Annotated in this window: 10 protein-coding genes; 3 read left to right on the top strand and 7 right to left on the bottom strand. The window is 61.2% G+C overall.

The features are described from left to right. Positions 1-6: 6 nt before the first annotated feature. The 6 genes from DBAC_RS00160 to DBAC_RS00185 all read right to left on the bottom strand — a co-directional run bounded on the left by DBAC_RS00160 (position 7) and on the right by DBAC_RS00185 (position 8,128). The gene (locus tag DBAC_RS00160; protein WP_012805247.1) at positions 7-2,220 is read right to left on the bottom strand and encodes a TRAP transporter permease; all 2,214 of its coding nucleotides are present in this window, start codon (positions 2,218-2,220) and stop codon (positions 7-9) included. A gap of 93 nt (positions 2,221-2,313) precedes the next feature. Next, positions 2,314-3,273, bottom strand: a complete 960-nt coding sequence (locus tag DBAC_RS00165; RefSeq protein ID WP_012805248.1) for a TAXI family TRAP transporter solute-binding subunit — start codon at positions 3,271-3,273, stop codon at positions 2,314-2,316. A gap of 106 nt (positions 3,274-3,379) precedes the next feature. Continuing rightward, entirely contained in the window at positions 3,380-4,537 is a 1,158-nt protein-coding gene (locus tag DBAC_RS00170; RefSeq protein WP_167320904.1) for a M20 family metallopeptidase, read from the bottom strand. Positions 4,538-4,545: 8 nt separating this feature from the next. After that, complete coding sequence (locus DBAC_RS00175) at positions 4,546-6,108, bottom strand: KamA family radical SAM protein (protein ID WP_012805250.1); 1,563 nt, start codon at positions 6,106-6,108, stop codon at positions 4,546-4,548. Continuing rightward, complete coding sequence (locus tag DBAC_RS00180) at positions 6,105-7,529, bottom strand: ATP-grasp domain-containing protein (protein ID WP_012805251.1); 1,425 nt, start codon at positions 7,527-7,529, stop codon at positions 6,105-6,107. The genes DBAC_RS00175 and DBAC_RS00180 overlap by 4 nt, the downstream gene beginning before the upstream one ends. A 212-nt stretch (positions 7,530-7,741) precedes the next feature. Continuing rightward, entirely contained in the window at positions 7,742-8,128 is a 387-nt protein-coding gene (locus DBAC_RS00185) for a hypothetical protein (protein WP_012805252.1), read from the bottom strand. A 161-nt stretch (positions 8,129-8,289) separates the two neighbouring features. Between DBAC_RS00185 and DBAC_RS17510 the strand changes: the two genes are divergently transcribed. The 3 genes from DBAC_RS17510 to pdxT all read left to right on the top strand — a co-directional run bounded on the left by DBAC_RS17510 (position 8,290) and on the right by pdxT (position 10,798). After that, entirely contained in the window at positions 8,290-9,213 is a 924-nt protein-coding gene (locus tag DBAC_RS17510) for a PAS domain S-box protein (protein WP_012805253.1), read from the top strand. A 98-nt stretch (positions 9,214-9,311) separates the two neighbouring features. Then, positions 9,312-10,208: a pyridoxal 5'-phosphate synthase lyase subunit PdxS gene (gene pdxS / locus DBAC_RS00195; RefSeq protein WP_012805254.1), complete on the top strand. Its 897-nt coding sequence runs from the start codon at positions 9,312-9,314 to the stop codon at positions 10,206-10,208. Beyond that, positions 10,208-10,798: a pyridoxal 5'-phosphate synthase glutaminase subunit PdxT gene (gene pdxT / locus DBAC_RS00200; RefSeq protein ID WP_012805255.1), complete on the top strand. Its 591-nt coding sequence runs from the start codon at positions 10,208-10,210 to the stop codon at positions 10,796-10,798. The genes pdxS and pdxT overlap by 1 nt, the downstream gene beginning before the upstream one ends. A 56-nt stretch (positions 10,799-10,854) precedes the next feature. Here the strand turns inward: pdxT and DBAC_RS00205 are convergent, their stop codons facing one another. Continuing rightward, complete coding sequence (locus DBAC_RS00205) at positions 10,855-12,576, bottom strand: methyl-accepting chemotaxis protein (RefSeq protein ID WP_012805256.1); 1,722 nt, start codon at positions 12,574-12,576, stop codon at positions 10,855-10,857. Between the last annotated feature and the right edge of the window lie 158 nt (positions 12,577-12,734).

The following is a 12,734-nucleotide window of genomic DNA, read 5'->3' on the forward strand; positions in this document are numbered from 1 at the left end:
CCTTTTTTAGGTGGTGACTTTTTTCTTTTTCTTAGTCTTTTTTTGCGACATTTGCCAAGCGACCAAAAGGAAGAAAACGCAAACTCCCAGAATCTGCATTCCCAGTCGGTCGAAGGGCAGGTACGGCGCAAAGGCGCCCGGACGGAAGGTCGTGGCGCAAATGGCCAGCAGGGCAAGGCGCTCGACCCAGCTGCAGCTTTTGACCAGCCAGCCCTGGATCGCCGAGGCGAATGCGAACATGGCGATCGTTCCGGAAAAGAAGATCCAGGCGATGTGCAGGTAGTCGTCCAGCCAGATGATGTCTCCTGTGCTTGTCACGCCCGAAATCATCAAGAGATCGGTGTTGAAGAGGAAGATGAAGGGCAGGATCGCGGTGCGCAGGTCATAGGCGAAACCCTGCACACCGGTTTTAATCGGGTCGGAGCGCGCGATGGCCGCCCCCGCGTAGGCGGCGAGCCCCACCGGAGGCGTGTCGTCGGCGAGAATGCCGAAATAGAAGACGAACAGGTGGGCCGCGACGAGGGGAAAGACAAGCCCTGCGTCGGCCCCGAGTTGCACGATGACCGGCGCGGTCAGGGTGGCCATGATGATGTAATTGGCCGTGGTCGGCATGCCCATGCCTAGGATCAGGCTGGTTATGGCCGTGAAGATGAGCATCAGGACCACGTTGCCCATGGAGATGGTGTCGATGAGGGTGATGAAACGGCCGACAAGGCCGGTGATGGTCACCACGCCGACGATGATTCCGGCCGTGGCAGTGGCCACGCCCACGGAGATCATGTTGCGCGCGCCCATGATCAGGCCGTTCCAGATGTCGACGAGGCCCTGCCAGGCAGCGGCGGCGATGAACCGTTTGGTGTCTACGGCCGGGTCCAGGGTACCGGCGCGGCGATGGGCGCCCATGGTCAAAAATGCGATGATCGGACGCTGCACCAGCATGATCACGGTCAGGCTCTCGATGGCCAGAAGCGCCGAGGTCACGGGTGAGCGACGCACGATCACCAGGAAAAAGATCAGTACCGCCAGCGGGATGATGAAGTGACAGCCCCGCACCAAGGTCTTGAAGAAGGGCGGAAGCTGGCTGCGCGGGATGGCCTTGATGCCCATCTTCATGGATTCGACGTGCACGACCCAGAACAGGGCCAGATAGGAAATGATCGCGGGCAGGAAGGCTGCACGGACGACATCGAGATAGGGGATGCCGATGATTTCGGCCATGATGAAGGCCGCCGCGCCCATGACCGGAGGCATGAGCTGCCCGTTGGTGGAGGCCGCCACTTCTACGGCCGCGGCCTTGTAGGCCGGAAAGCCCACCTTTTTCATCAGCGGGATGGTGAAGGTGCCGGTGGTCACCGTGTTGGCGATGGACGAGCCCGAGACCAGGCCGGTCAGGCCCGAGGCCAGGACCGCGGCTTTGGCCGGACCGCCGCGAAAGGTGCCCAGCGCCGAGAAGGCCACGTCGATGAAATATTTTCCTCCGCCCGCACGGTCGAGCAGGGCGCCGAAGAGGACGAAAAGAAAGACGAAATCCGTCGACACGCCGAGCGGCACGCCGAATATGCCGGTGGTGGTCAGATACATGTCGCTGATGATGAAATCGAGCGGCACGCCGCGATGACGCAGCACTTCGGGCAGGTAGGGGCCGAAAACAGTGTAGCCCATGAAGATGCCGCCAAGGATGGTCAGGGCGGGCCCGAGGGAGCGCCTGGCGGCCTCAAGCAGCAGCGCGATCAGGATGATGCCCATCCAGATGTCCATGGTGTTGGGCAGGCCCTGGCGGTTGATGAGCTGGTCGTAATCCCACCAGATGTACAGCGCACCGGCCGTGGCCAGCGCCGCAAGGATCATGTCATAGTAGGGAATGTAGGTACGTATGGAGCGCCTGGCGAAATTGGGGATGACTTTTCTGGTCCATTTTACCCACATGGGCGGGGTATGCTGCTTGTAGGCAGGATAGGCCAGGAAGGCCAGGCACACCGCAAAACCCAGATGCCAGGCCCGGGCGATATGCGAGTCCAGGGGCTGGTAGGCCAGGTAGAGCTGGAAGCAGGACCAGCACAGGCACAAAAACGTGATCACGCCGGAGGCGAAAAAATTCGAGGGTTCCCGCGCGCCTGCTTCGACCATGGCCACAAGGTCTTCGGCTGCCTGTTTCATGCTGGCGGAAGACTCTTGGCCGGGGGCGGCGTTGTCTTGTTTGGGTGTTTCGTGTTCTGCCATGACAGTGTCCTTACGTCAGAGAAGTGAGGCGGAAGAAAGAGAAATCCTGTGAAAAAGACAAGGGGGCCTTGGGGCCCCCTTGTCAGGATGAGGCTACATCCAACCTTTTTCCTTGTAGTACTTGATCGCGCCGGGATGCAGCGGGGCGGAGAGGCCCTGCAGCATTTCCTTGGGGTTCAAGTTGCGGAAAGCGGCGTGGGAGGCTTTAAGTTCATCCAGGTTTTCAAACACGGTCTTGACCATGTCATAGACGACTTCTTCGGACACGGATTCGTTGGAGATGACGGTGGCGGTTACGGCGTAGGTTTCGACATCCTTGTCCACGCCCTTGTAGGTGCCGGCCGGAATCGTGGTCATGATGTAGTAGGGATGCTTGGCCACGAAGTCCTTGATGCCGTCGGAGTTGATGGCAATGATGTCAAGGTCGACGGACTGGGCCGGTTCTTCGACAGCGGCGCTGGGGTTGCCGACGGTGAAGAAGAAGGCATCGACCTTCTGGTCGACCAGGGCGCGGGAGGCTTCAGCCTGCTGCAGTGCTTCGGCGCTGAAATCCTTGTTGTAGTCGAGTCCGTAGATGCGCAGGACGTCTTCGGCATTGCCGCGCTGGCCGGAGCCGGGGTTGCCGATGTTGATGCGCTTGCCCTTCATGTCCATGACGGTCTTGATGCCGGCATCCTTGCGGGTGACCAGCAGAACGGTCTCGGGGTGCATGCTGAAGACGCTGCGCAGACCGGTGACGGGCTTTCCTTCCCAGTCGGCGGCGCCGTTGAAGCCCTGCCAGTTGCGGTCGGACTGGGCCACGGCGAAGTCGAACGCGCCGCGGTCAATGGCATTGATGTTGAAGACGGAGCCGCCCGTGGGCCGGCCGATATAGTTGTACTTGTCGGCCGCATGCTTGTTCATCATGTTGCTGAGCTGCAGCGCGACCTGGTAGTAGACGCCGGTGATCGACGCTCCGCCGAAGAGGATGTCCTGCTTGGCCATAGCCTGGGGAGCGGACACCGCCATTCCGAGAACGACAACAAGGGCGGCCAGCCATTTTCTTCCAACCATAAGCACCTCCATCAATGAATTGTTGTGACGTGAAAAAAATCCACTACATTATCGATCTTCTATGCTGAAGATTATTCGGTCTGTCAAATTGCGCGGGACGGAAAAATCAGCCGCTTTGCGCATGATTCCAGATTGCTGTGATGGTCGTGGCGGTGAGCGCCGCCCGGGCGCAGAGGGAATCTTTGAGAATAAACTCCAGATCGCTGTGGTCCAGATCGCCCACCGGGCCCAGCCCGTCGAGAACGGGCACGCCCAGACCGGCAATGAAGTTGGCGTCGGAAACGCCGGAGCGCAGCTCTTCCGGCAGGTCGTAGCCGAGGAGATGTGCCTGCTCGCGGGCGATGCTCCAGAGCCGCCGGTTGCCCTCGGATTGCGGCATGGCCGGGCGTCCGGACTGTACGCTCAGGGTGGTTGAGGTTCCACCGACGCTTTCTTTGGCGGCAATCCGGGCCAGGTTCTGTTCAAGCCGCAGCTGGCCGTCCGGGGTCAGGAAACGGGCATCGAGAGCCGCCGTGGCAAGTTCGGGCACGGTGTTCGGGCCGATGCCCCCCGTGATTTGCCCGACATTGAGCGTGATCTCGCGACCGTCGTTCAAGCCTTCCAGGGCGATGATCTTGTGCGCCAGCTCCAGGATGGCGCTGGCCTTGGCCCCGCCTTTGGCCGCATGCCCGGCCCGGCCGCGCACGGTCAGGTGCATGCCGAGCCGCCCTTTGCGACCGGTGACCACGTCGTTGTTTGCCCCGCCGCCCTCGAAAACCAGGGCGGCCAAGGCTCCCTTCGCCTGTTCTTCGATCCAGGGCCGGGAAGCGGGCGAGCCGATCTCCTCGTCGGAATTGCACAGTACGGTGACGGGTATCTCCTCCAGCAGCCCCAGCTGGGACAGGGCCTTCAAGGCGTAGAACGCGACCACGAGGCCGCCTTTCATGTCATAGACGCCCGGGCCGAAGCAGCGCTCTTCGTCTTCACGAAACGCGGTGAAACTGGTGTCTGCGGGGAAGACCGTGTCCATGTGTCCGACCAGCACGATGCCCTTCTCTCCCCTTGCGGCCGGGAGGGTCATGCCCTGGACCATGTTCCCGTGCTCCGTGAAAGGCAGGATGCGCGCCTCGGGCAGGATGCCGCCAAGAACTTCGGCCACGTCCACGGCCATGCGGTCCAGACCGGGCTTGTTGCGGCTCCCGCTCTGGATTTCCACCAGCCGTTGCAAAAGATCCAGGGCCTCCCTGCGGCGGGGCTCAAGATAGGACAGGATCGCGTCGTGCATGGCCGGGATCATTTTTCGTACTTGGCGAAGCCGAAGTCCTGCCGGGCATATTCCTGCGGCTCGGGATCGGGATAGCTGACCTGTTCGCCGCTCCAGGGCTTTTGCATCTTCACGTAACCCTGGCCGTGTTCGAGCACGTTGGTGCGGTGCAAGGGGATCTTGCCGCCGGCCGTGGCGATGTAGCGCGGGATGGCGTCGCCGGAGATGTTGCCGTACATGCTTTCGATGATGCTCTGGCCAACGGCCACGGGCACGCGCAGATGCTTGAACTGCGGGTTGCGGTAGCTGCAGTTGAAGACATAGTACGGTCTCACATAGGCTTCCTGAATGGTCTCGCACAGCTTCCACATCTTCACGCTTGAATCGTTGATCCCTTTCAAAAGCACGGCCTGGTTCATGACCGCGGCCACGCGCTTGGAGATGGCCTGGAAAGCGGCCTTGGAGACCGGCGTGATCTCTTGGGCGGTGTTGATCTGGGTGACCACGCGCAGGGGCTTTTTGTCGCTGCTGGCTTCCAGGATATCCAGGAGTTCGCTGTCGATGCGCTGCGGCGTGGTCACGGGGATGCGTGTGCCAAGCCGCTTCATGCGCACGTGTTCGATGGCGTCAAGCTGCCCCAGGAGCCATTCGAGCATGCTGTTGGGCAGGACCAGGCTGTCTCCGCCGGTGATCAGCACGTCGCGGATTTCGGGGTTGGCGCGGATGTACTCCAGGGCCTCGCCGTAGGCTTCCTTGCCGTAGAGGCGGTCCTTGGCGCCGATATGGGCGATGCGCAGGCAATGGGTGCAGTACATGGCGCACATGTTGGTGGCTTTGATGGTCACCACTCTGGGATAAAACTGGTCGATGAGCCGGGCCGGGGAATGGTCGGCGGCCACGGGCGGGATCTCGACTCCTGCGTTGTCGACCATCTCGCCGGTGGGCACGGCCTGCAGCAGGACCGGGTCGTTGACCTGGCCCGGCAGGATGAGGCTCGCGTAGTAGGGGGTGAGGCGCATGCGGTAGGTCCTGGTGACCCGCAGCACGTCCTCTATGGCCTTGGCCGGCAGATCGACGACCTTGGACAGGGTCTCGACGTCCTCGATGGCGTGGCGCAGCTGGCCGGAGTAGGAGTTCCAGTCGTCATCGCTCATGCTTAGCACGTTTTTGATGCGCTTTTGGTTTTCGAGCATCCGGTCCCAGACTTCGATGCCGCTGGGGGCTTCCTTGGGATGGCGGTCCAGGTATTCGCGGACCCTGCTTTGGGCCGCGTCGACGATGGGCAGGGCCTTGCCCACGCGTCCGCCCACGGTGACGCGGTGCTCGTCTATCTCTTCGTGTTTCACAGCCAGGGCCGTAAGGGCGTCTCGCGTCAAGCCCAGCTGCTCCGGAGTAAAGCCTTGGTCATCGTGGAATTTTTCCAGCGCCAAGAAAAGGGCGACGATGGGCGCGGTCAGCTTTTCGGCTTCCGCCTTTCTGAAAAGCTCGGCAATGGCCCGCTGCTCTTCGTCCGATGCCATCCCGTCTTTCTTCACGGTGAACAGTTTTTCAAAGAGATCTGTCGTAAACGCGTCCAAGGCATTGATGCTCATTTCTGTCCGTCCTCTTGAGATTCTTGAGTTTGCGAGTGTTTGCGGATGGAGTCGTTCAGCTGCTCGATGCCCAGGCGTATGTCGTCTTCGAGCATGCAGCGGTCACGGGCAACGGCCACGACCCTGCCCAGAAAGGTGCCGGGCATGACGGCCTGTTTGCCGCCCACGTGTTCGACCACGATCACCCCGTGTTCCTGGCCGTTGCAGACTACCTGGCGGAAGAGGGTCCGCTCGTCTTCGTCCACGGGGACGATGTGGTCGGTCTCGGCTTCATGTTCGAGCTTGAAGTTGTAGGTCCGCCAGCAGATCCCGTTCAGGGCCTCTTTCATTTCCATCATGTTGTCCGGAAAACGGTCGAACATCACGGCGTGGTATTCCAGCTCAAGCAGGCCGGGGGTTTCCGGCGGCAGGGCGTTTTCAAGCGTGCAGCACATCTCCATGGTCGTGCCCTGCTTGCGGGCGTTGACCTCCACGAAAAAAATCCGCCCCTCGGCGTCGACGATGTAGTCGCAGCCGAAGATGCCGCGATAGCCGCTGCGACCCATGACCTGCCCGATCCTGCGCGTGATCTCGCGCAGCTCCTGCTGAATGGCGTAGGGCTGCTCGGACGGAAATGTGGATCCGCGAAACTTGTTGCCGTCGTATATTTCCTGGTCGGCGGTGGCCGCGATGAACACATCCTGGGCGTTGGCCACGATCCCCAGAACCGTGGGGTCGGCCACATGCGGGATGTAGCGGCTGATGAAGAACTTGCCCCGCAGATGCGCGGTCTTGGTCTCGATCTCTTCCTGCGAGTGGGCAACAAAGCTGTTCACCCCGGCCGCGGAATAGGGCTGGCTGACAAACATGCCGTCCGTCCATTCGTCCCAGAGTTCCCGGGTAATGTTCAGCATGTCCTGCGCGTCCTGACTGACGCGGTAGTTGATGACCGGCGCGACGTCTTTCAAGCGCTGCAACTGATAGAGCTTGTTGTTCCAGATATTGGCGATGTGTCCGCTGGGCCCCAGCACGCGTACGCCGGGGATGAGCGCCAGGGTCAGTTCCGGCACGGATTCGAAGACATGGATGAAGACGTGCCCCTGCTTGTCGAGGAGTTGGCGGATGAGTTCATTGACCGTGTCCGATGCGGAGACAAGGGACGCAAAGGTGCGAGGCGGGATGCGGAAGCTGACTTTGCGGCCTTTTTCCCGGAAAAGCTCCCGGGCCATGGGGTTTATGACCATGGTGTTTTTGTGCGGATAGGATTCGAGCACATCCGGTAGGATGGAAATGAAATCGAAAGGCCGGCCGTGAATCTTGAAGAGCGTCTCCTTGAAGAATTGATTCAGGCAATCCGTTTTTATTTCCCCTATATACAGGAAGTAAAACGTGTCCGGGTCAAGTTTGAGGTCTGAAAAAAGAATATCTTCATCTTCGAGCATAACCGCGCCTCCAGGCAACAGAATTCGGGCCCGGCAACGCCATTGTCGCGGGCATTTGTCTCGCTGGCCCTATCGATTGATTCCGCAAACTGCAAATTTTTGCTTGGACCGGCTCATTGCCGCGCCCGGACTCCGGCTCGCATCCCCGGATTTTCGCGCATACAGGCACGGGGTTGATTTTGTGGCGGATTGCCGAGCTCTCCTTTCGCCGCTCAGTCCTGCTTGATGCGCAGAGTCATCGTGGCGGGCTGGCCGTCGGTGATGCGGTAGACAAGCTTGAGCGTGTCGATGGCCGTAGACATCCCCGGAATGTTGACGAGCCCCGAGGATTCTCCGGATTTGAGCTGCATGGGGGTGCGCAAGGGGATGGGGTCGCCCTCCACCGGGATGAGGGTCAGGCTTTCAAACGTGACTGTCGCGCCGTCGATTTTGAAACGCAGGTTGTCGATTTTGCCGAGCTTTTCACCCACCGGCAGGGTCGCGGAGGTGCCTGTGGCGGAAAGCTGGACGGGCTCAAGGGCGATCCACGGTCCGGCCACGGCCGCGGTAGCCGGCAGGATGCCCAGCACAAGAGTGCACAAAAGGATCAAGCTTTTCATAAGAATCTCCAGAACGTCTGTTTCAATGGTACGTACGCCGTGCACGGGCCGGGATCAAGGGGCGGGTTTGTTTTGGCAGAGGCCCGGCCCTGATGCCGCGCTGCGCGGGGCCGCAAAAAGAAGTATTCCCATAATTGAGATGAGCCTTTATCTGCGTTTCCATGTCACTTGATCCAGAAAAACGTCTGCGCGATCTTGAAGCCGAACTGGCGGTCTTGCAGGCCCGTTTGCGGGTCCTGGTCGACGGCTCGCCTCTGGGCATTTTTTTTGACGACGCCGGCGACAAATGCGTTTTCGTGAATACGACCTTCTGCGAGATGATGGGGCTGTCCGAGGCCCAGGCTCTGGGCGACGGCTGGGCCAGGACCGTCCATCCACAAGACCTGCCGAGATTGCTGGGCGAGCGGGCCAGTTCCGTGGCCGGGGGGGCGCCTCTTTTTCGCGCCGAGTATCGCTACTACCGCCCGGACGGCCGGGTGGGCTGGGTGGAGGAGCAGACCCGACCGGTTCACGGCCCGGACGGGACGCTCTTGGGCTACGTGGGTACGCTGGCCGAGATCAGCGGGCGCAAGGAAGAGGAGGCGGCGTTGGCGCGGCACAGCGAGGCGCTGGAGGAACGGGTCCGGGAACGCACCGCCGAGCTTTTGGCCCAGGCCGAGCGCCTGGCCGAGATGAACGCGGCCCTGAAAGTTCTCCTGCGGCAGCGCGAGGAAGACCGCGAGGAACTGGAACAAGCCGTGCTGGCCAATGTCCGTCGTCGCATCGCCCCGACCCTGGATCGCCTGGAAGGTCTCTGTGCCGGAGAGGAGGTCCGCGTGCTGACCGAGCAACTCCGGCAGGGCCTCAAGGAACTGACCGAGCCCTTTTGCCATCGCTTGTCCACGGTCTGCCAGGGCCTCACGCCGGCCGAGATCCAGGTCGCGGAGCTGATTCGCGAAGGGCTCGGCACCAAGGAAATAGCCGTCCGCCTCGGGGTCGGCTCTTCCACCATCGATACCCACCGCCATCATCTCCGCCGTAAGCTTGGGCTTAACTGCCGCCAGGACAGTTTGCGCTCCTACCTGCTTTCTCTTGAATCCGTCTGATATGGAGAAATCCTCCATATTTTCTCCGCAATAAACTGCTATTGTCATTTTGCGTCCAGACTGTTTCAACGACTGTCCAATCTCAAACGGAGGACAGCATGAAACCAAACGACGCAAATGACGATAAGACAATGCTCAACACGGGCCTGGCCCGGATGTTCAAGGGCGGGGTGATCATGGACGTGGTGAACGCGGATCAGGCCCGCATCGCCGAAGAGGCCGGGGCCTGCGCGGTCATGGCCCTGGAGCGGGTTCCCGCCGATATCCGGGCCTGCGGCGGCGTGGCCCGCATGTCCGATCCGTCCATGATTCGCGAGATCATGGCGGCGGTTTCCATTCCGGTCATGGCCAAATGCCGCATCGGCCACTTCATGGAGGCCCGCATTCTTGAGGCCGTGGGCGTGGACTACATCGACGAGAGCGAGGTTTTGACCCCGGCGGATGAGGAATTTCATATCGACAAGCACGCATTCAAGGTGCCGTTTGTCTGCGGCTGCCGCAATCTGGGCGAAGCATTGCGCCGCATTGCCGAGGGCGCGGCCATGATCCGCACCAAGGGCGAGGCGGGTACCGGGGATGTGGTCGAGGCCGTGCGCCATGCCCGGGCCGTGCAAAGCCAGGTCAGGCTGGTGCGCGGCATGCCCCCCGAAGAGCTGGTCACCTATGCCAAGGAGATCGGCGCGCCCGTGGAACTGCTGCGCCGGGTGCGCGAACTCGGGCGATTGCCCGTGGTCAATTTCGCGGCCGGCGGGGTGGCCACGCCGGCCGACGCCGCCCTCATGATGCAGCTCGGCATGGACGGGGTTTTCGTGGGGTCGGGGATTTTCAAGAGCGGCGATCCGGCCAGGAGAGCGCGGGCCATTGTGCAGGCGGTGACCCACTTCGACGATCCGTCCATTCTGGCCCGGGTCAGCGAAAATCTGGGCGAGGCCATGTCCGGTATCGCGGTTCGGTCTCTGGCCGCCGCGGAGCAGTTCGCAGGCCGGGGCTGGTGATGCGCATCGGCATTCTGGCCCTGCAGGGCGCCTTTGCCGAACATGCCGAAATGCTCGGGTCATTCGGAGTGCGGGCCGGACTGGTCCGCACTCCTGCGCAGCTGGAGGGCCTTGACGGGCTTATCCTGCCCGGCGGCGAGAGCACGAGCATGCGGCGTTTGGCAGGACAATTCGGGCTTGACGCCGCCTTGCGCGATTTCGGGGCGACCCGGCCGGTCTGGGGCGTCTGCGCGGGGCTCATCCTTGTGGCGGCCAGAGTGGACGGCGAGGAGCCCTTTCTGGGGCTGATGGACATGGGGGTCGCGCGCAATGCCTACGGACGCCAGCAGGAGAGTTTTGTATCCGGCCTGTCTTTTGCGGATCTCCCGGATTCCCGGCCCTACCCGGGCGTGTTCATTCGCGCTCCGCGCGTGCTTGAAACGGGCCCGGGCGTTACGGTCCTGGCCCGTCAGGGAGAGGCTCCGGTGGCTTTGCGTCAGGGGCATCTCATGGCCACGGCCTTTCATCCGGAATTGACCGCAGACGGGCGCGTGCATGGCTATTTTCTTGAATTGTGCGCAGATCAGGCAAAGAGAGTCGCGGCCGGATGAGAGCAGTGGTGCGTAAAGGCCGGCGCGGGCCGGCCTTTACGGTGAATTGCCGGTCTTCAAGATCCGCTGAACATGGCTCGCGGGTCAAAGCCCATGATGAAGGCGCCCCAGTGCTTGCCGTCGACAAAGATGGGCATGGACAGGTCGTTTAATATTTCGCCGGTGTCGCGCATGTAGGTTTGCAGCAGGAGCGGGTCGGTGTGCGAGCATCTGCGCTGTTCGGTGCGGTTGTTCTGGTAGACGCGTTGGTGCCTGCTGTAGAGCAGGTCCTTGGCCGGGTCGCCGGTCATGGGCTTGGACACGGCTCCGTGATGGATGGGCAGGTAGCCTTTGCGGTCGATGGCAAGGCAATAGATGGTCCCCGGGATTCTTTTCTGCGCTTCGTCGACGACGCTTTGCATCTCCTTGACAAAGGCATCGCTGAAGGCGGTGACGTATTTCTGGGGCGAGGTGTTCGGCACCGGCTTGTACTGCGTGTCGAAGACATTAATGCCCCGATCCTTCATGCTCTGAATTCGGGTCTGATAATCGTCGCGGATATCTTTGGCCGTATCGATGACCGTGTCGAATTTTCCTTCTCCGGTCTTGAACCTGGCCACCAGTTCGAGCATCTGCTCGGTGACGGAGTTCAAAGCGTCCACCGAGGTGGCCGAAGAGTTCATGTCTCCGGCGATTTCTTGACTGAGTGCGTTGATGTTGTTGACTTTCTCGGTGACGTCGTTGTTGTTGGTCGACAATTCTTCGATGGCGGCCGCGATTTTGATCAACTGGTCGTTGGCTGTTTCAAAATCTTCGATCATGCGTTCGAAATTGACCGTGGCCGCGGTCACGACCTGGTCCGTGTCCTTGGCGTAATCCAGGATCTGCGCGGTCTCGGTCTGGGTGCGTTCGACGATTTTGACCATGGCTCCGATATTGTTGGATATTTCTTCCGTGGCGGGCTTGATCCTGCGCGAGAGTTCGCGCACTTCTTCGGCCACCACGGCAAAACCCTTGCCGTGTTCGCCGGCCCGGGCCGCCTCGATGGTGGCGTTCAGGGACAACAGGTTGGTCTGTTCGGAGATGCCGTTGATGATGGTCACGATGCTCAGGATGTTGGCGGAGCTCGCGCCTAGGTCGTCCACGGTGTTGCGGAAGGATTCGACGATGGCGTTGATCTTGTGGATCTTGTCCGTGACGTCCTGGAGTTCGGTGTGCGACCGGTGGGCGGTGTTCAGGTTGCTGGTGGTTTTTTCGGCCACATACTGCGTGTTCTGCGCGATTTCGGCGATGGCCGCGTTGGCCTCGTTGCTGGCCACGGCCACTTCCTCGGCGATGGAGCCCTGGGCCGCAGTCTTGTTCCTGGTGTCGAACACGGACTTGGCCATGCGCGTGCTGTCGAGGGCGATGTCGATGCCCATCCTGCGAATTCTTTCCACCAGTTCGCGCACGCTCGCCAAAAAGCCGTTGTAGCAGACCGAGATGTGCTTCAAGTCCGGGTTGTCCAGGTCTTCCATGGTGCAGGACAGGTCGGCCTCCTGGCCCTGGATGTTCTGGAACACGGCGTTTATGTCGGCGATGCCCCGCTGCGCCTCGCGGTGCAGAATCTTCAGCGCCGCGGCTCCGATGCCCGCAGTCACGAGCAGGATGATCCCTGCCACGCCCCAAGTCAGCGGCGAGATGGCGGAGCTTGCCGTGAGGGCGATCCAGATCAGGCCTGCGGCATTGAGGGCCAGCAGGGTCAGGATTGTCGCTGTTATCTTGCCTCGCAGCGTGGAGAGCATGCCTGTATTATTCATTTTATACCTCGTGTACATGAATTGCGTGCGCGAGTGTATAACCGACCCCTTTGCAAAAGAGAAGGAGGCACCAGCCGGAAATGTCGACCCCCTGACCTGCGGCAGCGCGCAAAGCATCTCTATGGACAACGCCGGGGCGATGTCGTTATCAGGTACCT

Source organism: Desulfomicrobium baculatum DSM 4028, from assembly GCF_000023225.1.
GTDB lineage: Bacteria > Desulfobacterota > Desulfovibrionia > Desulfovibrionales > Desulfomicrobiaceae > Desulfomicrobium > Desulfomicrobium baculatum.

Bases quoted from the DNA above. Each gene is read 5' to 3' on its own strand.
- DBAC_RS00160 (WP_012805247.1), bottom strand. From the start codon at position 2,220: ATGGCAGAACACGAAACACCCAAACAAGACAACGCCGCCCCCGGCCAA.
- DBAC_RS00165 (WP_012805248.1), bottom strand. From the start codon at position 3,273: ATGGTTGGAAGAAAATGGCTGGCCGCCCTTGTTGTCGTTCTCGGAATG.
- DBAC_RS00170 (WP_167320904.1), bottom strand. From the start codon at position 4,537: ATGCACGACGCGATCCTGTCCTATCTTGAGCCCCGCCGCAGGGAGGCC.
- DBAC_RS00175 (WP_012805250.1), bottom strand. From the start codon at position 6,108: ATGAGCATCAATGCCTTGGACGCGTTTACGACAGATCTCTTTGAAAAA.
- DBAC_RS00180 (WP_012805251.1), bottom strand. From the start codon at position 7,529: ATGCTCGAAGATGAAGATATTCTTTTTTCAGACCTCAAACTTGACCCG.
- DBAC_RS00185 (WP_012805252.1), bottom strand. From the start codon at position 8,128: ATGAAAAGCTTGATCCTTTTGTGCACTCTTGTGCTGGGCATCCTGCCG.
- DBAC_RS17510 (WP_012805253.1), top strand. From the start codon at position 8,290: ATGTCACTTGATCCAGAAAAACGTCTGCGCGATCTTGAAGCCGAACTG.
- pdxS (WP_012805254.1), top strand. From the start codon at position 9,312: ATGAAACCAAACGACGCAAATGACGATAAGACAATGCTCAACACGGGC.
- pdxT (WP_012805255.1), top strand. From the start codon at position 10,208: ATGCGCATCGGCATTCTGGCCCTGCAGGGCGCCTTTGCCGAACATGCC.
- DBAC_RS00205 (WP_012805256.1), bottom strand. From the start codon at position 12,576: ATGAATAATACAGGCATGCTCTCCACGCTGCGAGGCAAGATAACAGCG.